General features: G+C 58.3%; 19 protein-coding genes. 8 read left to right on the top strand and 11 right to left on the bottom strand.

Going from position 1 to position 19,709, the window contains the following annotated elements:
• The first annotated feature begins 10 nt into the window (after positions 1-10).
• The 3 genes from rnhA (at position 11) to QMX84_RS12535 (ending at position 1,861) form a co-directional block, all read left to right on the top strand.
• On the top strand, positions 11-463 hold the full coding sequence (gene rnhA, locus QMX84_RS12545) for a ribonuclease HI (RefSeq protein ID WP_048373061.1): 453 nt from the start codon (positions 11-13) through the stop codon (positions 461-463).
• Complete coding sequence (gene dnaQ / locus QMX84_RS12540; RefSeq protein ID WP_273220383.1) at positions 456-1,208, top strand: DNA polymerase III subunit epsilon; 753 nt, start codon at positions 456-458, stop codon at positions 1,206-1,208. Before rnhA ends, dnaQ begins: the two co-directional genes overlap by 8 nt.
• A gap of 80 nt (positions 1,209-1,288) precedes the next feature.
• Positions 1,289-1,861, top strand: a complete 573-nt coding sequence (locus QMX84_RS12535; protein ID WP_282363928.1) for a GNAT family N-acetyltransferase — start codon at positions 1,289-1,291, stop codon at positions 1,859-1,861.
• Between the two features lie 48 nt (positions 1,862-1,909).
• Here QMX84_RS12535 and QMX84_RS12530 read toward each other — a convergent pair whose 3' ends face one another.
• Both QMX84_RS12530 and QMX84_RS12525 read right to left on the bottom strand, forming a co-directional pair.
• Positions 1,910-2,821, bottom strand: a complete 912-nt coding sequence (locus QMX84_RS12530) for a LysR substrate-binding domain-containing protein (RefSeq protein WP_282363927.1) — start codon at positions 2,819-2,821, stop codon at positions 1,910-1,912.
• A 95-nt stretch (positions 2,822-2,916) separates the two neighbouring features.
• A complete protein-coding gene (locus QMX84_RS12525; RefSeq protein ID WP_282363926.1) occupies positions 2,917-3,159 on the bottom strand; it encodes a hypothetical protein in 243 nt (80 codons plus the stop codon).
• Positions 3,160-3,355: 196 nt separating this feature from the next.
• Here QMX84_RS12525 and QMX84_RS12520 point away from each other — a divergent pair, with 196 nt between their 5' ends.
• The gene (locus QMX84_RS12520; RefSeq protein ID WP_262126591.1) at positions 3,356-3,916 is read left to right on the top strand and encodes an NAD(P)H-dependent oxidoreductase; all 561 of its coding nucleotides are present in this window, start codon (positions 3,356-3,358) and stop codon (positions 3,914-3,916) included.
• Positions 3,917-3,978: 62 nt separating this feature from the next.
• Here the strand turns inward: QMX84_RS12520 and phnX are convergent, their stop codons facing one another.
• Together phnX and QMX84_RS12510 are read right to left on the bottom strand one after the other, a co-directional pair.
• On the bottom strand, positions 3,979-4,806 hold the full coding sequence (gene phnX, locus QMX84_RS12515; RefSeq protein ID WP_282363925.1) for a phosphonoacetaldehyde hydrolase: 828 nt from the start codon (positions 4,804-4,806) through the stop codon (positions 3,979-3,981).
• 71 nt (positions 4,807-4,877) lie between these two features.
• Entirely contained in the window at positions 4,878-5,987 is a 1,110-nt protein-coding gene (locus QMX84_RS12510) for a 2-aminoethylphosphonate--pyruvate transaminase (protein ID WP_282363924.1), read from the bottom strand.
• 115 nt (positions 5,988-6,102) lie between these two features.
• Between QMX84_RS12510 and QMX84_RS12505 the strand changes: the two genes are divergently transcribed.
• On the top strand, positions 6,103-6,960 hold the full coding sequence (locus QMX84_RS12505) for a LysR substrate-binding domain-containing protein (RefSeq protein WP_282363923.1): 858 nt from the start codon (positions 6,103-6,105) through the stop codon (positions 6,958-6,960).
• Between the two features lie 96 nt (positions 6,961-7,056).
• On the top strand, positions 7,057-7,761 hold the full coding sequence (locus QMX84_RS12500) for a YebC/PmpR family DNA-binding transcriptional regulator (RefSeq protein ID WP_153333596.1): 705 nt from the start codon (positions 7,057-7,059) through the stop codon (positions 7,759-7,761).
• A 129-nt stretch (positions 7,762-7,890) separates the two neighbouring features.
• On the opposite strand, the gene QMX84_RS12495 is transcribed toward QMX84_RS12500, so the two are convergent.
• The 3 genes from QMX84_RS12495 to QMX84_RS12485 all read right to left on the bottom strand — a co-directional run bounded on the left by QMX84_RS12495 (position 7,891) and on the right by QMX84_RS12485 (position 11,308).
• A complete protein-coding gene (locus QMX84_RS12495; RefSeq protein ID WP_282363922.1) occupies positions 7,891-9,201 on the bottom strand; it encodes a protein kinase in 1,311 nt (436 codons plus the stop codon).
• A 42-nt stretch (positions 9,202-9,243) separates the two neighbouring features.
• Positions 9,244-10,395, bottom strand: a complete 1,152-nt coding sequence (locus tag QMX84_RS12490; protein ID WP_282363921.1) for a M14-type cytosolic carboxypeptidase — start codon at positions 10,393-10,395, stop codon at positions 9,244-9,246.
• A gap of 565 nt (positions 10,396-10,960) precedes the next feature.
• Positions 10,961-11,308: a DUF3077 domain-containing protein gene (locus tag QMX84_RS12485; RefSeq protein ID WP_262126596.1), complete on the bottom strand. Its 348-nt coding sequence runs from the start codon at positions 11,306-11,308 to the stop codon at positions 10,961-10,963.
• 130 nt (positions 11,309-11,438) lie between these two features.
• Here QMX84_RS12485 and QMX84_RS12480 point away from each other — a divergent pair, with 130 nt between their 5' ends.
• Positions 11,439-12,095: a LexA family transcriptional regulator gene (locus QMX84_RS12480; protein ID WP_282363920.1), complete on the top strand. Its 657-nt coding sequence runs from the start codon at positions 11,439-11,441 to the stop codon at positions 12,093-12,095.
• Between the two features lie 57 nt (positions 12,096-12,152).
• Here the strand turns inward: QMX84_RS12480 and QMX84_RS12475 are convergent, their stop codons facing one another.
• The 4 genes from QMX84_RS12475 to QMX84_RS12460 are packed head-to-tail and all read right to left on the bottom strand — an operon-like array spanning position 12,153 to position 17,713.
• Complete coding sequence (locus tag QMX84_RS12475) at positions 12,153-14,093, bottom strand: acetyl/propionyl/methylcrotonyl-CoA carboxylase subunit alpha (RefSeq protein WP_282363919.1); 1,941 nt, start codon at positions 14,091-14,093, stop codon at positions 12,153-12,155.
• Entirely contained in the window at positions 14,090-14,908 is an 819-nt protein-coding gene (locus QMX84_RS12470; protein WP_262126598.1) for a gamma-carboxygeranoyl-CoA hydratase, read from the bottom strand. The genes QMX84_RS12475 and QMX84_RS12470 overlap by 4 nt, the downstream gene beginning before the upstream one ends.
• 22 nt (positions 14,909-14,930) lie before the next feature.
• Positions 14,931-16,538, bottom strand: a complete 1,608-nt coding sequence (locus QMX84_RS12465) for a carboxyl transferase domain-containing protein (protein WP_262126599.1) — start codon at positions 16,536-16,538, stop codon at positions 14,931-14,933.
• An 11-nt stretch (positions 16,539-16,549) separates the two neighbouring features.
• Entirely contained in the window at positions 16,550-17,713 is a 1,164-nt protein-coding gene (locus QMX84_RS12460; protein WP_048373095.1) for an isovaleryl-CoA dehydrogenase, read from the bottom strand.
• Between the two features lie 206 nt (positions 17,714-17,919).
• Between QMX84_RS12460 and QMX84_RS12455 the strand changes: the two genes are divergently transcribed.
• Positions 17,920-19,602: an AMP-binding protein gene (locus tag QMX84_RS12455; RefSeq protein WP_282363918.1), complete on the top strand. Its 1,683-nt coding sequence runs from the start codon at positions 17,920-17,922 to the stop codon at positions 19,600-19,602.
• Positions 19,603-19,709 lie beyond the last annotated feature (107 nt).

Raw genomic sequence — 19,709 nt, 5'->3', positions numbered from 1 at the left:
ATAGTTGGCAATGAGCGATTGCGTAGAAATGTTCACCGATGGTGCCTGCAAGGGTAACCCTGGCCCGGGTGGCTGGGGGGCTTTGCTGGTCTATCAAGGCGTTGAAAAAGAACTCTGGGGCGGCGAGCCCGACACCACCAACAATCGCATGGAGTTAATGGCGGCCATTCGTGGGCTTGAAGAGCTCAAGCGCCCCTGCGAAGTCTTGCTGGTCACCGACTCGCAGTACGTGATGAAAGGCATCACCGAGTGGATGGTCAACTGGAAGAAGCGCGGTTGGAAAACCGCTGCCAAAGAGCCGGTGAAAAATGCCGACCTGTGGAAGCAACTGGACGAACAAGTCAATCGCCACACCGTGAAGTGGCAATGGGTGCGCGGGCACATTGGCCATCATGGCAATGAACGTGCTGACCAGTTGGCCAATCGCGGGGTCGAGGAAATGAGGGGCAAAAAACATGCGTAGTGTGGTGCTCGATACTGAAACCACCGGTATGCCAGTCACCGATGGTCACCGGGTGATCGAGATCGGTTGCGTGGAATTAATGGGCCGTCGCCTCACCGGCCGTCATTTTCACGTGTACCTGCAACCTGACCGTGAAAGTGACGAGGGTGCCATCGGCGTTCACGGTATTACCAATGAGTTTCTGGTCGGCAAACCGCGTTTTGGCGAAGTCGCCGACGAGTTTTTCGACTTCATCTCGGGTGCTCAACTGATCATTCATAACGCCGCGTTTGACGTCGGCTTTCTGAATAATGAGTTTGCCTTGATCGGGCAGACCGACCGCGCTGACATCACCCAACACTGCACCATTCTCGATACCCTGATGATGGCGCGTGGCCGTCACCCTGGGCAGCGCAATAGCCTGGATGCTTTGTGCAAACGCTATGGTGTAGACAACTCGGGCCGTGAGTTGCACGGCGCCTTGCTCGACTCCGAGATTCTGGCGGATGTTTACCTGGCCATGACCGGTGGGCAAACCAGCCTGTCGCTGGCGGGTAATGCGTCTGATGGCCATGAGTCGGGTGAGAGTTCTGGAGGCCAGGCCACGGAAATCCGCCGTTTGTCAGCGAGCCGTCCATCTGGCCGGATTATTCGTGCAAGTGAAAGTGACTTGGCCGAACATGCGGCGCGCCTTGAGGCGATTGCCAAGTCGGCGGGTGGTCCGTCGTTGTGGGCACAACTCATCGAAGCTCAAACCCGGCACTAGATCTATCATGGTTGTCACGCCGTCGCGGATTGCGATGGCGAGGTGCAGGGGTATTTCATCGCAAGAAAGAGGGATTTTTCATGCACCTGGTTTTGAACCCCAATGACCCCGTGGTTTCGGTTCGATTGGCGGATGAAGGGTTTGCGCCTTATGTATGGGGCAATGATTTTAGTTTTGAAGTAAACGCGTATGCCCGTGCTGACCGTCATAAAAAGGTCGAGCACTGGCCTCTGGATATGATCACGCCCTATCGCAAGTGTTACGGCATAGACCCGGATGAATTTGCCAGTTTCATCGGGGCGCCGGACAGCGCGATTTTCATGGCTTATCTGGATGATCAGCCGGTGGGGCATGTGGTCGTCAGTACAAACTGGAATGGCTTTGCCCATGTTGATGAACTGGCCGTTGCCGCTTGCGCGCGCCGTCATGGCGTGGCCAAGTCATTGCTGGACGTGGTCAAGTTCTGGAGCCACAAGAAAAAACTGCAGGGCATCATGCTCGAAACCCAAAACAACAACATCGGTGCCTGCCGCTTGTATGAGCGTTGCGGGTATCAGGTGGGTGGTATCGATTACTTGCGCTATAAGGGCATCGATCCGCAAACCTGCGAAGTGGCGATTTTTTGGTATCTGTTGTTTGAAAGCCGGGTTTAGCGGCTACCGCAGGCTGCCATCTTTGTAGGTAAGAAACCAAAGGTCGTGTTAAAGGGTGACGGCGCCCTGGTCTGACAGCAAGACCTCGGCCCGTTCACGCACAATCTCAAGCAGCGCTTTAAGCGCTGCGCCCGGCTCTGAGCCTTTGCGGGTGAGGGCATACAGGGTCACGGGAACTGCGGGTGATAACGGGCACACGTCCAGCCCGCTGTTTTTGGCGCCAATGGCCGTAAACGGATCCACCAACGCCAGCCCTTCGCCCGCTTCAACCATGCTGCGCATCATCTGATAGCTTTGCACGTCAATGTGTACCACCGGCGCTGGCCGCAGTGTGTGCAGCTTGCTATCGAGCATTCGGCTCAGTGGGTCGTGCTGACGCAGGCCAATCATGGCTTGGCCGGCCAGATCGTGCAGGGCGATGTACTTTTGCTTCGGGCCAAGCCAGCCGTGAGGGGCGAGCAATTGGACTTTCCCTTGGGCCAACTTCTGGCTATCAACCCCCGGCTGCTCGGCCGGTTGCAGAGCCAGGCCGACGTCGCATTCATCCATTAGCACGCGGCGCACTATTTCAGAAAAGCACAGGCTGCTCAGGGTCGTGGGCGTGTCGGGGAAGCGTCGTCTCAACGTCGCAATGCTGTGGGGCAGCAAGGGCTGCGCCAAGGTCTCGCTACAGGCCACGCGCAAGGTCGGTTCCTGATGCTGGCGCAAGGCGTCGCCAAGCCGGCGAAGCGGGTCTGCATCCAGGTACAACTGATTGACCAGCGGTTGCAGCAGGAGGGTTTCGCGTGTGGCTTGCAGGCGCCCGCGTACGCTGGCAAACAGCATGAAGCCGAGCTGTTGCTCGGCTTCATGCAGTGTCGCGCTCAGCGTGGATGCAGGCAGTTGCAACCATTCGGCCGCATGGTCGAGGTTGCCGGTCTGCAAGATTGCCTGGATCACTTCGATGTGGCGTAAACGCATGCGTGAAGTCCGTATTCAGCGGGTCAGGTTGGCGCGTTGCCTGGCCTGACCCCAGTCTCATCCTGTGACTTCAGCGTTATCCCGGTGACTGAAGATTACTCAGGCGTTACAACGGCTTCAGGCTTTGTCGCCACGGCGGTGTCTGAATCACGCGTTAACAGCACTTTCGACTGGATCAGTTCGAACTCATTGTCACTGATCTTGGTGACGCGATCTCCAATAGCCAGCTTGTAGGTGACCACAGGGTGACCCTCTACCACTGTTTCAAACTCATGCACCGAATAGACACGGCCTTCCGCGTCTCTTGCATGAAATTGTCCAACTAAAACTGCAGCCATTTGTAGAGAACCTCTGGAGATAAACACCCAATTTGCGGCTCTGTAGACCGTTGATCAGTAGGGGAAGTTTAACGATTTGGAAAAAATAGTCCGGCTACTTTACAGGCTTGCCCGCCGATAAGGTAAATCGAACTGCAAGAAAGCTGCCCGATCATCTATAACTAATCTTCCTACAGCCACAGACTCGGAGTTTTCTATGAGCAAGGTCTACAACGTAGCAGTGCTAGTCGGTAGTTTGAGGAAGGATTCGCTCAATCGAAAAGTGGCTCATGCACTGGCAGAGCTGGCGCCGGCCACTTTGAAGCTGAACATTATCGAGATCGGGGATCTGGCGCTGTACAACGAGGACATTGATACCGCCACGCCACCTGCGGCCTACAGCGCTTTCCGTGATCAAGTACGCGCCGCCGATGCTGTGTTGTTTGTCACCCCGGAATACAACCGCTCGGTGCCGGCCGCCCTGAAAAACGCCCTCGACGTGGGTTCCCGCCCTTATGGGCAAAGTGTCTGGGGTGCAAAGCCGGGCGCAATTATCAGCGTGTCGCCGGGTGCCATCGGTGGTTTTGGCGCCAACCATCATTTACGCCAGTCGCTGGTCTTTCTGAATGTTCCTTGCTTGCAACAGCCAGAAGCCTACCTGGGCGGGGCCGGTAGCGTCTTTGATGAGTCCGGCAAGCTGTCAGAAAAAACTCGACCTTTCCTGCAAGCCTTTATCGATGCCTACAGTCAGTGGGTTGAGCAATTGAAAAAAGCCTGATCGCGGATCAAGGCCTGCACGGCAGACGACTGCACCGGGCGCAGTCGTCTGTTGGCCATCACTTAACTGCTTTGCGGCATTTCGCCGTTCGCCAGGCGTTTGTTGATATCGGCAATCACCTCGGGCAAATCGCTGAGGGTGTCGATCAAGTAATGCGGACGCGACCCTTCAAACAGGCTGTGAATACGTGTGCGTTCCGAGGCGAGGGTGGCTGGGCCCAGCGCACGGTATTGCTCGTACGTCAGGCCCAGCGCGTTGCCGGAACACACCAGCGCCACCGTCCACATGCCCGCACGGCGGCCCTCAAGAATACCCGGCACGGTGTCGTCGACTTTTACGCAAGCGCCCACATCATCTATACCCAGCGCGATCACGTTAGCCAACGCCTGGGCAGGCCACGGGCGGCCATTGGGCACGTCGTCAGTGGCCACGACGTGATCGGCGGTGTAACCATTGGTGGCTGCCAGTTCCACGACCTTGGCCATCACCTGCGCCGGATACCCTGAACACGAACCGATTTTGAGCCCTTGCTCGCGTAACTGGGCGATGGTTTCCAGTGCGCCGGGGATCAGCGCCGAGTGCTCGGCGATTTTTTCGATTTGCAGCGGCATAAAGCGTTGGTAAATAGCCGTGACATCGTCGTCGCTCGGTGTGCGGCCAAAAACTTTTTTGTAGCGCTCACTGATCTGTGGTTGATCGCACAGGGTACGAATGTGATCCCACTTGCCCATGCCCATCGGGCCGCGGGCTTCCTCTATCGACACATTCACGTCGAACTCGGCAAAGGCTTCGACAAAAATCTGGGTCGGGGCGAAGGAGCCAAAGTCGACCACGGTGCCGGCCCAGTCGAGGATCGCTGCCTGGAGTTTGTTTGGGTTGGTGTAGTTCATGCCTGTAAATCCTGTATGAGCAGCCTGGGCTGCACGAATTAAATGGGGGGTGGTGTGAGGCCGGAGCGGTCTTAAATGTCCAGCACTTCCATTTCGCCCAGCGCTTGGGCGATAGCAGTGACCGCTGCGTGCATGTCGATGGAACTGACGTACCCGATACAGCCGACGCGGAACGTTTCGACTTGGGTCAATTTGCCGGGGTACAGGATGAAGCCCTTGGCCTTGACCCGTTCGTAGAACGTTTTGAAGTCATAGCGCGGGTCTTTGGGGGCATGGAACGTCACGATGATCGGCGCCTGAATCGCTGCGGGCAGAAAGCTGCGCAAACCAAGCCTGGCCATGCCGTCGAGGAGCGTCTGGCAGTTGTTGGCGTAGCGTTTGTGTCGTGCTGGCAAGCCGCCTTCTTCGTTGTATTGCAACAAGGCTTCGTGTAAGGCGGCGACGACGTGGGTGGGCGGGGTGAAGCGCCATTGCCCGGTCTTGGCCATGTAGGCGTGTTGGTCTTGCAGGTCCATTGCCAGCGAATGGGCGTTGCCGGCAGCGTTGGCCAGTGCTTCTTTGCGGGCGAAGACAAAGCCCATGCCAGGGACGCCTTCCAGGCATTTGCCGGAGGCTGCGATCAACGCATCGAAGGCGATTGTCTGTGCGTCGATGGGCAGGGCCCCGAAGGAACTCATGGCGTCGATGATCAGGCGTTTGCCGTGGCGGGCGATGACTGCCGCAATGTCTGACAGCGGGTTGAGGATCCCGGTGCTGGTTTCACAGTGAATCAAGGCGACGTGGCTGATACTCCGATCGGCCTTGAGCAGGCGCTCAACATCGGCGGCGGTGGTCGGTTGGTCTTCGGCGGTTTCAAAGGTGCTGAAGCGGCGCCCGATGACTTCGCAAATTTTTGCCAAGCGCTTGCCGTATGCGCCATTGATCAGTACCAGGACATGGCCGTCGCGGGGTACCAGGGTACCCATCGCCGCTTCGACCGCGAAGGTGCCGCTGCCCTGCAACGGTACGCAGTGGTGGGTGCGGCTGCCGTTGATGATCGCCAGCAATTGCTCGCACACGCTGGCCGTCAACTGGTTGAAGCGGTCATCCCATGAACCCCAGTCGACCAGCATGGCCTGACGTGTGCGCAGCGAGGTCGTCAATGGGCCCGGGGTCAGCAGGATCGGCGCAGCAGGGGTCATTCTGGTTTCCTCACACACTTGGGATGGCAATTGATTACAGGGCATACGTTGCAGTTTGCGTTTCTATCAATCAAATTGTTTATTGTTATCTCAGCTATCGGCCAGACTTATACCTATGAATTTATTCCAGCTTCGTGCGTTTGATGCAGTGGCCCGTGAAGGCAGCTTTACAAGGGCTGCGGCGCGCCTCTTTATCAGCCAGCCAGCGGTGACCGGGCATATCAAGGCGCTGGAGGAGCACTACCAAATCACCTTGCTGCGACGCACGGCACGGCGCGTGGAGCTAACGGAGGAGGGCACCCGGCTGGCGGCCATCACCCGTGCCATGTTCGGCTTGGTCGATGAGGCGCAAGTGCTGCTGGAGGCTAATCGCCAGCTTCTGACCGGGCGACTGGAGGTGGCCGCTGACGGGCCGCACATGGTGATGCCGATGCTGGCGAGCCTGCGTGCACGGTATCCGGGGATTACCGTTAATTTGCGCCTGGGCAATGCCCAGGAAACCTTGAACGCGCTGTTGTCCGAGCACGTTGATGTGGCAGTGCTCACCGAGGTTGAACCGCGCAAAGGGCTTACTTTGCGGGCCCTGCAAGAATCGCGGATTTGCGCCTTGGTACCGGCCAGTCACCTGTGGCTGGGTCTGGCGCAGGGTGTGGATATTGCGCAACTGGATCAGGTCATCATGGTGTTGCGAGAGCCGAGTTCGATTACCCGGCGCACCTTTGATCAGGCCTGCGACCGTGCGGGCGTCAATCCGCGGGTGTTGCTGGAACTGGACAGTCGTGAAGCCGTGACCGAGGCGGTGGCGGCGCAATTGGGAATAGGCATTGTGTCGTCGGCAGAAGTCAGCCATGACCCGCGGGTAGGGGCTGTTCCGATCAACGGTGCAGGGCTGATCAACCGCCATATGTTGGGCTGCATGGAGCGCCGCGCCGAGCTGCGGCTGATCAAAGCGTTTATGGAGCTTGCAGCGTAAATTGGATTTTTTGGTCGATTGACGACTTTCAGCCGTATAAACTTGCCTCCATTCGACGGCCAAGCCGCCGCGACACACCCGATTGAGAGATGAGTAATGGGCGCACAGTGGAAGGTTAAACACAAAGCGGAAGCCGCAAACAGCCGCGGCAAGATTTTCGGCAAGTTGGCCAAGGAGCTGACAGTAGCAGCCCGTAACGGTGCTGACCCGGACATGAATTCGCATTTGCGCCTGGTCTATGAGCAGGCCAAAAAAGCCTCGATGCCTGCCGACACCATCAAGCGCGCAATCAACAAAGGTGCCGGTATCGGTACTGAAGCGGTGCAATACTCCCGTGTGACCTACGAAGGTTTCGCCCCGCATCAAGTGCCGTTGATTGTTGAGTGCCTGACTGACAACGTTAACCGTACTGTTGCTGAAATTCGTGTGGCATTCCGTAAGGGCCAGTTGGGCGCATCGGGTTCGGTGGCATGGGACTTTAACCATGTGGGCCTGATCGAAGCCAAGCCGGACACAGCCGATGCTGATCCTGAGATGGCGGCTATCGAAGCTGACGCCCAGGATTTTGAAGAAGGCGAAGAAGAAGGCACCACCTTGTTCATCACTGAAACCACTGACCTGGATGCAGTCCAGAAGGCACTGCCTGAGCAGGGCTTTACGGTGTTGTCGGCCAAGTTGGGTTACCAGGCGAAAAACCCGGTGACCAGCCTGACTGAGGAGCAAATGGCTGAAGTCCAGGAATTCCTGGCCAAGCTTGAAGAACAGGACGACGTCCAGGACCTGTTCGTAGCCCTGGCGTAAATCGCAGGTTGCGCTTGGCTCGCGATCTTTTAAATCAAAAGATCGCGAGGCAAGCTCGCTCCTACATCAGGTCTGTTGTAGCCGCTGACGAGGCACGAGGCTGCGATGCGGGCCGCAGGACCGCCGTGTTCAAGCCAATGCCTGGCTGATGGCGGCGAAATCCGGGCGGGCCAATACGTCAGGTTGAGTGCACCGCTGCTGCAAATCCTTCCACTTGGCGTATTGTTGATCACTCATGTCTGAGTCGATCCGCTCCAGCAATTCCCCCAGCAAAATCCCGAACGCACGGACTTCAATGCGTTGCAGCGCACGGCTCTGCGGGCTGTTGTCGAGGGCGTGGAAGCACGCCGCGCCAAAGTCGCCGAGCAGGCAGTCACCTTCGTTGCTGTACAAAATATTGTGCGCGTATAAATCGCCATGGCAGATGCCTTGCGCATGCAAGTGATCTGCTGCCGAGGCGATACCGCGGGCAATACGCAAGGCGCTGTCGTAGGTGAAGCGGGTGCCAGGGGCATAGACGTCGCGACTGCAGGTGTCGAAGCTAGGCAGGGCGGCCAGGTTCATGAACGACGGGTCGATCAGTTCCATGACCAGGCCAGCGGTTTGCTCGGGGTGGCCTGTTACACGGCCCAGAACCTTGATCAAGTTGGGATGCTGGCCGGCGGCAATACAGGCATTCATTTCATTGAGCGGCGAACCATCGCTGGTCATGCTGCCTTTGTACAGTTTGACCGCAACCGCGTGTGCCGGTTGGCCGGGAGCGTTCCATTGCGCCTGGTGAATGATCCCCGACGCGCCTTCGCCCAGTTTTTGCCCCAGCTTAAGTTGCGACCACTCGATGTCAGGAGTGTTGTCGGCTTCTCGCAGGACGCTGGCGTCTTCACGCAACGGATTCCCGGCGTAGGCCAGCCAGCTCAAGCCCGGTAAGGCCAGCACGGTCTCAGACAGTTCGGTGAACTGGTTGGCTGCCAGACGGATCAGCTCCAGACGCTCGCACCGGGCCAGGCTGGCCGGTAACGTTTGCAGGCGGTTGCCGGCCAACATCAGCTTTTGCAGCAAGGGCCGCAGGCCCAGTTCGTCGGGCAACTGCTGAATGCGGTTATCCGTGAGGATCAGCCAACGCAACAACGGCGGCAGCGCAGCGCCAGGGACGTGCTTGATTTGATTGGCCTTGAAGCCGATCATGCTCAGTTTCGCGCATTGCCCCAGGCAGGCGGGCAGTTCGGTGAACTGGTTGTCCGAGCAAAACAGAATGCGCAGATGGCTCAGGCGGTGCAGGTCCTCGGGCAAGCGGCTGAGGGCGTTGCCACTCAGATTGAGGATCTCCAGGGTGTCAGCCAACTGGAAAATTTCGGGTGGGAATTCAGTCAGCCCGCACGACAGATCCAGACGTTTAAGACCGACCAATTGGCCGGCGCGCAGTTTAGCGAGGGTATCCATAAGCAGGCGGTGTGTACTCGTGCACGTAAAAGAAAAAGTGGCTCAACGCAGCTCGCGAACCATGGCTGACAAGGTGCTCAGTACACTCTTGCCCAATTGCATGGAACGCTTGCCAGACCAGCCGGTGATCGGGTCCGGGGCATTGTTGTTGTCCTTGAAGGGCATCTCAAGGGTCAGCGACAAACAGTCAAAGCGTTGACCCACGCTGTTGCAGGCCAAGGTCATATTGGCTTGGCCGGGCTCGTCACGGGTGTAGCCATGCTTGGTCTGGAAGTCGGGAGTGAGCTTGCTCAGGTGGCTGCGAAAGCGCTCTTCAAGGGCTGCCAGGCGTTCGGTGTAGCCAGGGTTACCTTCACAACCTGCGGTGAATACGTAGGGGATTTCTTCGTCGCCGTGAATGTCCAGAAACAGGTCGACACCGTAGTGCTGCATCTGTTCTAGGGCGAAGAACACTTCAGGGCTGACCTCGCACTCGGTATGTTGCCAGGCGCGGTTTAAATCCTGGCCATTGGCATTGGTGCGCAAGTGCCCGTGAAACGCGCCGTCCGGGTTCATGTTCGGGATCAGGTACAAATCGGCGTAGTCCAGCAGCTTTCGTAGCTGTGGGTCGCTGCCCTGTTCAAGCCGTTCAAGAATACCCTGCATAAACCACTCGGCCATGTGCTCGCCGGGGTGTTGCTGGGCGATGATCCAGATCTTGCGCTTGTGGCGGCCGCCGGTGCCTTTGCGCAAAAGCGGTATATCGCGACCTTCGACGCTTTTGCCGGTGGCCAGTACCTCGCAGCCGGACCACCGCAACGCGTTTTTGATCAACTCGTCGTGGCGTGCACGGCTGTAGGGTTCGAAGTATGCAAACCAGACCTGTGGTTGCTCTGCTTTCAGGCTGAAGGTCAGCGCAGTGCCATCGAACTCAGTCGGGACGCGAAACCAGTTCTCGTGGTCGTAGGACGCCACCGCTTGATAGCCATCCCAAGCTTTGTTGTAGGAAGACTGGCTGGCGTTGCCTAATTCAAAACGATGGGTCTGGCCAAGTTGCAGGCCGTCGACCTTGAAATGAAACCACTGGAAATGTGCGCTCCGGGTGTCGGGTTTTATCGCCAGTCGTACATGCAGCGGATTGCTGGCATCCAGCACCTGGATGTTGCCACTGTCAAAGTCACTGGTGATATGAAGTGCAGAGGGCGCCACGGTCATCGTCCAAATCCTGGAATCAGATAATTGTGGTCGCTACTTTACCTTGCAACCGCAATGGGCCAATACGCAATTTTGGAAAGGGGAGGAGAGGACAACGGGGGGGCGTCATCCTTGACGCCGCGCGAGAATAGCGTTTTTGAGAGTGATTCTCAAGTTCAAAATCGCTATAACGGCTAAGGTCCAGGGCATTAAGCTTCCGCTGGTCGATATTCTTTTGCTATCATCGCCGACATCGTAGCGGTCACCGAAAAAAAACCGGCCGCACACAAGACTTCATTAGCCTGAAGCACGCTGAGCCAGATAACTGGCCACAAAAAAAAGACCCGGCCATAAGCCGGGTCAAATAACCGTGATTAGCCTGATGAGGAGATAATTCGAAGACCGACCTAAGGTATTTGAATTATCGACTGATCTCGCGACCAGTTGCTTGCAATAGTAATCATTATCATTTGCAAGTCAAACGATTTTCCTCACTTTTTCGACATTTATTTTCCCTCTCTCCTGCAAAGGCTCTAGCTCGCTGGTTTACCAATCAAGCGGCCGGGCATCTTTTTGGCTGTTTTAGCTATCGATTAGTCAGTTTCTGCACATCCAGGGCCCTGTCCAGGAGTTGCTTGGCTGACTCGATAAAAAATGCCAGTGCCAGGAACTGATCGCGATGAGCACCCTGATGGGTGTCTGCTGCGCTATGCACCATGCTCACCCCGCATCTCAAGTATTCGCAGGCAGTGACCATGGCTTCTTCCTGGCTCACGTCATCGCTCACAACGAACACTTTCTTCTCTTGAGGCGGCTGGGAAACAGCTGGTTTCAAATAATAGTCGAGTGCGCGCTGGGTGGCGGCGTCGTCTTTTAGCGCTTCAAGCTCAATATCGAGCTCAGTTTCCGGCGTGATTTTTGTTATGGAAGTCATGATTTACCTGCGTTTCTGAGATTAATCGGATCAGCCGGAGTCAGATTAGTACAATAAGTATTTCAGGCATTGGTTTAAATAATACGGAATGTGTATTGTTGCTCGGAATTCAATCCGTATTGTTCGGCCAATGGATAAATGGATCGCTTTAGTCAGAACCAAATTGCGCGAGCAGAAACTCACGCAAGAGAAACTCGCCGAACGCGTTGGCGCTTCCCAAGGGGGCGTTGGGCATTGGCTCAATAAACGCCGTCAGCCCGACCTGCTCACGATGAACAAAGTGCTGCACGCCTTGGGGCTGGAGCACCTGGAAGTCGCCTTGGTGATTCGTGGCCGCAATGAGGCCGCAAACGACCCGAGCGTGGACGAACCCACTTACGACATAACGTCTGCCTACCGTTATCCCGTCAGTGACTGGGCGACGGCAGGCCAGATTAACGAGAAAGTGCTGCCGGGTTACCAGCCGGGCATCCGTTTTGAAGTCAGCGACCATTACGCCAAAGGGGCGGCATTTTGGTTGCAAGTGATGGGGGATGCGATGACAGCCCCAATGGGTGTCAGTGTTCCGCAAGGCATGATGATTCTGGTTGATCCGGATATCGAGGCACAACCCGGCAAAATGGTGATTGCCCGTACACCTGAGTCGACCGAGGCGACGTTCAGGCAGCTCAGCGAAGAAAGCGGCCAGCTTTACCTCAAGCCGCTGAACCCGACTTACCCGAAAGTGTTGTTTGATGAGCGTTGCTCGATTATCGGGGTGGTGGTGCAGGCCAGCACCAAATTTTGAATAACAGCCGGCGCAGGCCCGGGAAAAAGCGGATACCGTTGCCGGTATCCGCTTTTTTTATTCCATTTCGATCAGTGCAGTTCCCTCGCTGACCATTTCCCCTTCCTCGCAGAACAGCGCTTTGACGATGCCCGCCTGGGGTGCGCGCAAGCTGTGCTCCATCTTCATCGCTTCGAGCACAACGAGTTGCGCACCGGCCTCGACCGCCTGGCCTACTTCCACCAGCACGCGTACCACGCTGCCATTCATGGGCGCGGTCAGGCCGCCTTGCTGCCCGTGGCTGGCGCTGACGGCGGCAATAGGGTCGTAGAGGCTGACGCTGTGGACTTCGCCTTGCCAGCGCATGTACAGCGTGTCGGCGTAACGAATGGCCAGGTGTTGACGGCGTATCCCGTCGTGTTCGATCACCAACTGTTCGTTGTGCAAGGTGGCCTTGGGTTCACCGAGGCTGACCACGTGGCGCTCATCACCGGTGCTCAAGATCAGCAGGGTTTTGGCCGGCAGGCCGCTGCGAAAGCCCGTGTGCAGAGCCCAGGGTGAGGTCGGGTCATCGTTGCGTGGCTCAGGGGCCAGGCTTTGCTGGAAGGCTTGAGCGGCGGCCTGCCAAAAGGCGCCGGGCAACGGTTGGGCAGGCGGCAGCAGTTGCGCCTGATACCGCGGGATAAACCCGGTGTCCAGTTCGGCTGCGGCAAAGGCGGGATGGCCGATGATGCGGCGCAGGAAGCTCAGGTTGGTTTTCAAGCCACCAATGGCGAACTCATCGAGCATCGCCAGCAAGCGCAAGCGGGCTTGTTCACGGTCTTCGCCCCAGGCAATCAGCTTGCCGAGCATCGGGTCATAAAACGGTGACACTTCATCGCCTTCGCTGACACCGCTGTCAACCCGGCGTCCCGCACCGGCTGCTGACTCGCGGTACACCTCAAGACGACCGGTTTGCGGGAGGAAGTCATTGCTCGGGTCTTCAGCATACAAACGCACTTCAATCGCGTGCCCGCGTAACGGCACTTGCGCCTGGGTGATCGGCAAGGCTTCGCCGCGTGCCACACGGATTTGCCAGTCCACCAGGTCCAGGCCGGTGATGGCCTCAGTCACCGGGTGTTCGACTTGCAGGCGAGTGTTCATCTCCATAAAGAAGAATTCGCCGCGGGCATCGAGCAAGAACTCCACGGTACCTGCACCGACGTAGCCGATGGCCTGTGCGGCGCGAACCGCAGACTCGCCCATGGCGCGGCGTTGCTCTGCGCTGAGGCCGGGGGCGGGGGCTTCTTCAACGACTTTCTGGTGGCGGCGCTGAATCGAGCAGTCGCGTTCGTTGAGGTACAGGCAGTTGCCGTGCTGGTCGGCAAACACCTGGATCTCGACGTGCCGGGGTTTAAGTACATATTTCTCGACCAGCATCCGCGCATCGCCAAACGAAGACAGTGCTTCACGCTGAGCAGAAGCCAGGGCGTCGGCCAGTTGGCTGACGTCCTCGACCACTTTCATGCCCTTGCCACCGCCACCCGCCGTGGCTTTTAGTAGCACCGGGTAGCCGATACGTTCGGCGGCAACGCGGAAGGTTTCCAGGTCTTGCGCTTCGCCGTGATAGCCCGGTACCAACGGCACACCTGCCGTTTCCATCAAGGCTTTGGCGGCGGACTTGCTGCCCATGGCATCAATGGCCGAGGCAGGCGGCCCGAGAAAAATCAGCCCGGCGGCTTCAATCGCACGGGCGAAGCCCGCGTTCTCGGACAAGAAGCCATACCCCGGATGTATCGCTTGCGCGCCGCTGGCCTGGGCGGCGGCAATGATCTTGTCGATTTTCAGGTAGCTGTCGGCGGCCTTGCTGCCACCCAGATCCACGCAGATATCAGCTTCGCGACAATGCCGCGCATCGCGGTCAGTGCTGCTGTGCACGGCGACTGTGGTGAGGCCCAGCGCCTTGGCGGTGCGCATGACCCGGCAGGCGATTTCACCGCGGTTGGCGACCAGTAACGAAGTAATCAGAGGGGCGCTCATGAACGCGGCTCCTGGGTCGAGGTGTCTGTTTGCCAGCGGGGAGTGCGTTTTTGCAGAAAGGCACGCAAGCCTTCCTGGCCTTCGGGGCTGACCCGGATCCGGGCAATTGCGTTTTCGCAGTAGCGGCGAATGGCAGGCGTTGGCGCGCCGTGGCTGACTTCGCGCAGCAAGTCCTTGCAGGCGCGCATGGCCTGCGGGCTGTTGAGTAACAGGTTGTCGACCCAATGGGCGATCTGCTGCTCCAGCTCGGCCTGCGGGTAGCATTCTGCGAGCAGCCCCAGTTCACGGGCGCGCAGCCCACTGAAGCGCTCGGCGGTCAGGGCAAAACGGCGGGCGGCGCGCTCGCCAATGGCTTGCACGACAAACGGGCTGATAACGGCCGGGGCCAGGCCGATGCGCACTTCAGACAAACAAAACTGCGCATCCTCGGCACCAATCGCCATGTCGCAGGCGCTGATCAAACCCAAAGCGCCGCCATACGCGGCACCTTGGACCACCGCCAGGGTCGGGATTTTCAGTTTGGCCAGGTTGTACATCAACTCGGCCAGGTGCCGCGCATCATCCAGATTGGTGTTGTAGTCGAGTTCGGCCGATTGTTGCATCCAGGCCAGATCGGCCCCGGCGCTGAAATGCTTGCCGCGCCCGCGCAGCAGCAGAAACCGCAAAGTGCCATCGCTCTGAACCTTGTCGAGGGCGATGATCAGTTCCTGGATCATCTCGGCGTTAAAAGCGTTGTTCTTCTGCTCGCGACTCAACCACAGGGTGGCGAAACCCCGAGGGTCGGTGTGCAGTTCAAGGGTGTTGAAGTCGTTCATGTGCGTCAGTCCTTTCATCGCATTACATGCGGAACACGCCGAAACGCGTGGCTTCGATGGGCGCGTTCAATGCTGCCGACAAGCCCAGCGCCAACACCTCGCGGGTTTGCGCCGGATCAATCACGCCGTCATCCCACAACCGGGCACTGGAGTAGTAGGGGTGGCCCTGATGCTCGTATTGATCAAGGATCGGCTGCTTGATCTCGGCTTCTTCTTCGCGGCTGAACACCAGCCCGTTGCGTTCCGCCTGCTCGCGCTTGACTTGCACCAGCACCCCGGCAGCTTGCTCGGCGCCCATTACGCCGATGCGTGCGTTTGGCCACATCCACAAAAAACGCGGGTCGTAGGCGCGCCCGCACATGCCGTAGTTACCGGCGCCAAAGCTGCCGCCGATGATCACCGTAAACTTCGGCACCTTGGCGCAAGCCACCGCCGTCACCAGTTTGGCGCCGTGCTTGGCGATACCGCCCGCTTCGTATTTTTGCCCGACCATAAAGCCGGTGATATTTTGCAAAAACACCAGCGGGATGCCGCGCTGGCAGGCCAACTCAATAAAGTGCGCGCCTTTTTGCGCCGCTTCGGCAAACAAGATGCCGTTATTGGCCAGGATCGCTACCGGGTAGCCGTGCAAATGGGCAAAACCACAGACCAGCGTGGTGCCGAATAGCGCTTTGAACTCATCGAACACCGATCCGTCCACCAGCCGCGCAATGACTTCGCGCACATCAAAAGGCTGTTTGGCATCGGCCGGGACGATGCCGTACAGCTCGTCCTTGGGATACAGCGGCGCCAAAGGGCTGCGGTGGATCAACTGGCCCAGCTTGCGCCAGTTGAGGTTGGCCACACTACGGCGGGCCAGCGCCAGGGCATGCTCGTCACTGTCAGCGTAATGGTCGGCAACGCCGGACACCTTGCAGTGCACGTCGGCACCGCCCAGGTCTTCAGCGCTGACTACTTCGCCGGTGGCCGCTTTAACCAGGGGCGGCCCGGCCAGGAAAATCGTCGCTTGCTGGCGCACCATAATTGCTTCGTCAGCCATGGCTGGCACATAGGCGCCGCCTGCGGTGCACGAGCCCATGACCACGGCGATTTGCGGAATGCCGGCCGCGCTCATGTTGGCCTGATTAAAGAAGATCCGGCCAAAGTGCTCGCGATCCGGGAACACTTCATCCTGACGCGGCAGGTTGGCGCCGCCGGAGTCCACCAGATAAATGCACGGCAGGCGGTTTTGTTCGGCAATCGTCTGCGCGCGCAGGTGCTTCTTTACCGTCAGCGGGTAGTAAGAACCGCCTTTGACCGTGGCATCGTTCGCCACAATCATGCATTCAACCCCTTCGACCCTACCGATACCAGCGATGATTCCTGCCGCTGGAACGTCTTCGCCGTACACGCCATAGGCCGCCAACTGACTAAGTTCCAGAAAGGCCGAGCCCGTGTCCAGCAACCGGTCAATCCGCTCACGGGGCAGCAACTTGCCACGTGAGGTGTGGCGTTCTTGGGCCTTGGCGCCGCCACCTTGCTGCACCTGCTCAAGCAACGCGTGCAGGGCGTCGACCTGTTTGAGCATGGCCTCGCGGTTGGTCGCGAACTCCGCAGAGCGCGGGTTGATGGTCGTATGCAAGATGGACATACGTGCGCTCCTCAGCGGGTTTCGTTAAACAGTTCGCGACCAATCAACATACGGCGGATTTCACTGGTGCCCGCGCCGATCTCGTAGAGCTTGGCGTCACGCAGCAGGCGCCCGGCGGGGAACTCGTTGATGTAGCCGTTACCGCCCAGAATCTGGATCGCGTCGAGGGCCATTTGCGTGGCGCGCTCGGCGCTGTACAAGATCACCCCGGCGGCGTCCTTGCGCGTGGTTTCGCCACGTTCGCAGGCAGCCGCCACCGCGTACAGGTAAGCGCGGCTGGCATTGAGCTGGGTGTACATATCGGCCACCTTGCCCTGGATCAGCTGGAACTCACCGATGCTCTGGCCAAACTGTTTGCGGTCGTGGATGTACGGCACCACCAGGTCCATGCACGCCTGCATGATCCCGGTCGGGCCGCCCGAGAGCACGACGCGCTCGTAATCGAGGCCACTCATCAACACTTTGACGCCTGCATTGAGGGTGCCCAGGAGGTTTTCTTCAGGCACTTCAACGTCGTCGAAAAACAGTTCGCAGGTGTTCGAGCCGCGCATGCCGAGCTTGTCGAAATGGGTGCTGCGGCTGAAGCCTTTCCAGTCACGCTCAACAATAAAAGCGCTGATGCCGTGTGGGCCTTTTTCCAGGTCGGTTTTGGCGTAGATCACATACGTGTTGGCGTCCGGGCCGTTGGTGATCCAGGTTTTGCTGCCGTTAAGGACGAAATGATCACCGCGCTTGTCGGCCCGCAGCTTCATCGACACCACGTCAGACCCTGCATTGGGCTCGCTCATGGCCAGGGCGCCAATGTGTTCGCCGCTGATCAACTTGGGCAGGTATTTGAGTTTTTGCGCGTGGCTGCCGTTACGGTTGATCTGGTTGACGCACAGGTTGGAGTGCGCCCCGTACGAAAGGGCCACAGACGCCGAGCCGCGGCTGATTTCTTCCATGGCGACCACGTGTGCCAGGTAGCTCAGGCCAGTGCCGCCGTATTCTTCCGGCACGGTGATGCCCAGCAGGCCCATGTCACCGAACTTGCGCCACATGTCGGCGGGGAACAGGTTGTCTTTGTCGATTTGCGCCGCGCGGGGGCTGAGTTCGTCAGCCACAAAGGCTTGTACCTGATCGCGCAGCATGTCGATGGTTTCGCCCAGGGCGAAGTTCAAAGTCGGGTAGCTCATGGGGCACCTTGGTCATTGTTCTTATAAACGGCGTTAACAGCATCGCCATGGGTAAGCTTTACGTTAACGTAAACTTGGCAATGAATGCTGTCAATGACCTTTACGTTAACGTCAACTTGGTTCAGAGTAATTGCTATTCTGCACAGAGGGAATGCGTGAGTGCGCGTCTTCCCCATGCTCCCAAAACAATCACAAGAGGAGTTGTCATGAAGCCGCAATCTGTCCCCAGTTACAGCCAGGGCGCGCTGGACAAGCCGTTGCTGGCGATGACCATCGGTCAGGCGTTCGATCAAACCGCTGCCCGCTACCCCGACGGTGAAGCGTTGGTGGTGCGCCATCAGCAGCAGCGTTACAACTGGGCGCAGTTGGCTCAGGCCGTTGACCTTCACGCCAGGGCCTTTCTGGCGTTGGGCATGCAGGCAGGCGATCGGTTGGGCGTGTGGGCGCCTAACTGTGCCGAGTGGTTTATCTGCCAGTTTGCCAGCGCCAAAATTGGCGTGATTCTGGTCAACATCAACCCGGCCTATCGTTTGTCTGAGCTTGAATACGTGCTCAAACAATCAAAGTGCCAGTGGCTGGTGAGCGCGAGCACGTTCAAGACCTCGAACTACCACGCCATGCTCCAGGAGTTGCTGCCTGAGCTGGAAGGGCAGGCGGCCGGGCAACTCAATAGCGAGCGTTTTGAAGACTTGCGCGGGGTGATCAGCCTCGATGCACAACCGCCCGCAGGGTTCTTGCCCTGGCCGCAACTGGCCACATTGGGCAGCGGCGTTGCAGTGCAGCAACTCTACGCACGACAGGCCAGCCTTCAGCCCGATCAGCCGGTGAACATTCAATACACCTCTGGCACCACGGGCTTCCCCAAAGGTGCGACGCTCAGCCACCGCAATATTCTCAACAACGGTTACATGGTTGGCGAAAGCCTGGGGTTGACGGCCGCTGACCGGCTGGTGATTCCGGTGCCGCTGTATCACTGCTTTGGCATGGTGATGGGCAACCTGGGCTGTGTGACCCACGGCACCACAATGATTTACCCCAGTGAAGCCTTTGACCCCACGCTGACCCTGCAAGCCATTGCCGAAGAGCGGGCCACGGCGCTGTATGGCGTGCCGACCATGTTTATCGCCTTGCTCGATCACCCCGAGCGCGCCGGCTTTGACGTGTCGAGCCTGCGTACCGGGATCATGGCCGGTGCCACCTGTCCGATAGAAGTGATGCGCCGCGTGATCAGCGAAATGCACATGGGCGAGGTACAAATTGCTTATGGCATGACTGAAACCAGCCCGGTGTCCATGCAGACCGGGCCGGATGATGATCTTGAATTACGCGTGACCACCGTAGGGCGTACCCAGCCGCACCTGGAGAACAAGCTGATAGACGCCGAAGGCAATATCGTCGCTCGCGGTGAGGTGGGTGAGCTGTGCACCCGTGGTTACAGCGTGATGCTGGGTTACTGGAACAACCCGCAAGCGACCCGCGAAGCCTTGGACAGCGAAGGCTGGATGCACACCGGTGACCTGGCAGAGATGAATGAGCAGGGCTATGTGCGCATTGTCGGGCGTAACAAGGACATGATCATTCGGGGCGGCGAGAACATTTACCCGCGTGAGCTGGAAGAGTTCTTTTTCACCCACCCTGCGGTGGCGGATGTGCAGGTTATCGGGATCCCGGATGAAAAATACGGCGAAGAAATTGTCGCCTGGATCAAATTTCACCCCGGCCACAGTGCCAATGAACTTGAGCTGCAAACGTGGTGCAAGTCGCGCATCGCCCACTTCAAGACGCCACGACACTTCAAGTTTGTCGACGTCTTCCCGATGACCGTGACCGGCAAGATCCAAAAATTCAAAATGCGCGAAATCAGTATTTTGGAGATCAGAAAGGTCTAGGCCGCTGGTTTTATGTGGAACTCTGTTTGTCGTGGGAGCGGGCTTGCTCGCGAATGGGTCGGCGGTGTGCAACAAGCACACCGCGTTGGCTGAATCGCGAGCAAGCC

It is taken from the genome of Pseudomonas sp. PS01297 (genome assembly GCF_029959305.1).
Classification (GTDB): Bacteria; Pseudomonadota; Gammaproteobacteria; order Pseudomonadales; family Pseudomonadaceae; genus Aquipseudomonas; species Aquipseudomonas helleri.
The sequence above is the reverse complement of the archived record's forward strand: the minus strand, read 5'-3'. Positions and strand labels throughout refer to the sequence as shown.

Coding starts and splice junctions, on each gene's coding strand:
- QMX84_RS12475 (WP_282363919.1), bottom strand. CDS start 14,093: ATGAGCGCCCCTCTGATTACTTCGTTACTGGTCGCCAACCGCGGTGAA.
- QMX84_RS12525 (WP_282363926.1), bottom strand. CDS start 3,159: ATGGCTGCAGTTTTAGTTGGACAATTTCATGCAAGAGACGCGGAAGGC.
- QMX84_RS12465 (WP_262126599.1), bottom strand. CDS start 16,538: ATGTCCATCTTGCATACGACCATCAACCCGCGCTCTGCGGAGTTCGCG.
- dnaQ (WP_273220383.1), top strand. CDS start 456: ATGCGTAGTGTGGTGCTCGATACTGAAACCACCGGTATGCCAGTCACC.
- QMX84_RS12500 (WP_153333596.1), top strand. CDS start 7,057: ATGGGCGCACAGTGGAAGGTTAAACACAAAGCGGAAGCCGCAAACAGC.
- phnX (WP_282363925.1), bottom strand. CDS start 4,806: ATGAACTACACCAACCCAAACAAACTCCAGGCAGCGATCCTCGACTGG.
- QMX84_RS12455 (WP_282363918.1), top strand. CDS start 17,920: ATGAAGCCGCAATCTGTCCCCAGTTACAGCCAGGGCGCGCTGGACAAG.
- QMX84_RS12490 (WP_282363921.1), bottom strand. CDS start 10,395: ATGACCGTGGCGCCCTCTGCACTTCATATCACCAGTGACTTTGACAGT.
- QMX84_RS12530 (WP_282363927.1), bottom strand. CDS start 2,821: ATGCGTTTACGCCACATCGAAGTGATCCAGGCAATCTTGCAGACCGGC.
- QMX84_RS12510 (WP_282363924.1), bottom strand. CDS start 5,987: ATGACCCCTGCTGCGCCGATCCTGCTGACCCCGGGCCCATTGACGACC.
- QMX84_RS12535 (WP_282363928.1), top strand. CDS start 1,289: ATGCACCTGGTTTTGAACCCCAATGACCCCGTGGTTTCGGTTCGATTG.
- QMX84_RS12495 (WP_282363922.1), bottom strand. CDS start 9,201: ATGGATACCCTCGCTAAACTGCGCGCCGGCCAATTGGTCGGTCTTAAA.
- QMX84_RS12470 (WP_262126598.1), bottom strand. CDS start 14,908: ATGAACGACTTCAACACCCTTGAACTGCACACCGACCCTCGGGGTTTC.
- QMX84_RS12460 (WP_048373095.1), bottom strand. CDS start 17,713: ATGAGCTACCCGACTTTGAACTTCGCCCTGGGCGAAACCATCGACATG.
- QMX84_RS12505 (WP_282363923.1), top strand. CDS start 6,103: ATGAATTTATTCCAGCTTCGTGCGTTTGATGCAGTGGCCCGTGAAGGC.
- rnhA (WP_048373061.1), top strand. CDS start 11: ATGAGCGATTGCGTAGAAATGTTCACCGATGGTGCCTGCAAGGGTAAC.
- QMX84_RS12520 (WP_262126591.1), top strand. CDS start 3,356: ATGAGCAAGGTCTACAACGTAGCAGTGCTAGTCGGTAGTTTGAGGAAG.
- QMX84_RS12485 (WP_262126596.1), bottom strand. CDS start 11,308: ATGACTTCCATAACAAAAATCACGCCGGAAACTGAGCTCGATATTGAG.
- QMX84_RS12480 (WP_282363920.1), top strand. CDS start 11,439: ATGGATAAATGGATCGCTTTAGTCAGAACCAAATTGCGCGAGCAGAAA.